Genomic DNA, 1049 nt, shown 5'->3' on the forward strand with positions numbered 1-1049 from the left:
TAATTGCACCCAAAGAAGATGTGGTGATGAAGGTGAAAACCACCAAGCCTGCCATCCAGTTTTATTCAGGTAATTTCTTAGCCGGTACGCCAGGTGCAAGTAAAACTTACGAACGCTATGACGGCCTAGCATTGGAAACGCAGTACTTTCCAGACGGGCCAAACAAACCAGAATGGGGACTCAACAATGGGGTGTTGAGCTCTGGGGATTGCTATCAGCATCAAACTACTTATCAGTTTGAATTTTAGATAGCACTTCTGCCCTTTGAACTTGCAGCGGCAGCGATGCTGCAACTCCAACGACTTTGGGTGTTATGGTGGGCTACATGCCCACCTTTTTTGTTTTTGTCGAAGAGGTTCGAACGATGAGCTCACCCTCTACTTTGCGTTTGTTAGAAAGCAACGGTTGCCCTTCAATCAGTGCCATCAACGATTCGATTGCGAGTTTACCCATGTCTGAATAGGGCAGTTCAACCGACGTTAATGCTGGAAAGCTTTCAGAGGCGATTTGCTGATTATCGTAACCGACAACGGCAACATCCTGAGGAATCTTCAACCCCAACTCCGCTATCGCTTGGTAGCACCCCATTGCCATATAGTCGCTGCCACAGAAAATCGCTTCTGGCGGCTGCTCCATATTCAGTAGTGCCAGTGTTTGCTGGTGCGCTTCTTTTAGCGACCAGTTTGCATCGACTAAATACTCTGAGTTAGGAATGATGTCTGCATCAATGAGAGCCTGGCGATAACCATCGGCACGTTGCTTACTGGCTAGCATCCAACTTTCACCAGACAGCATGGCAATGCGACGATAACCTTGCGCTGTGAGGTGGGAAACTGCTTTGTAAGCTCCAATCATATCGGCCGGCAAAATACTTGGCGTTTCGGTGTGTTCTTCGTTGGTGCAGTTCAGCAGCACAGTCGGTAAGGAAGTTGTGACGCGTTGCTGCTCCAACTCTCGCGTCATACTGGATGCGTAAACCAAACCTGCGTAATCACCGCCGTTGATCTCCGACTCAATCTTGCTTGCCAACACTTCATCATGGCTGTAAT

Annotated in this window: 1 protein-coding gene and 1 pseudogene; one reads left to right on the plus strand and one right to left on the minus strand. The window is 48.4% G+C overall.

What is annotated here, in order from left to right; translation table 11 throughout:
- Nucleotides 1–248: pseudogene (gene galM / locus R7M72_RS25915) on the plus strand (galactose-1-epimerase); the annotation flags it as partial.
- Nucleotides 249–321: 73 nt separating this feature from the next.
- Here galM and R7M72_RS25920 read toward each other — a convergent pair.
- A partial coding sequence (locus tag R7M72_RS25920; RefSeq protein WP_318056571.1) for a substrate-binding domain-containing protein occupies nt 322–1049 on the minus strand: 728 nt, incomplete at its 5' end.

Source organism: Vibrio sp. YT-18, from assembly GCF_033337345.1.
Classification (GTDB): Bacteria; Pseudomonadota; Gammaproteobacteria; order Enterobacterales; family Vibrionaceae; genus Vibrio; species Vibrio alginolyticus.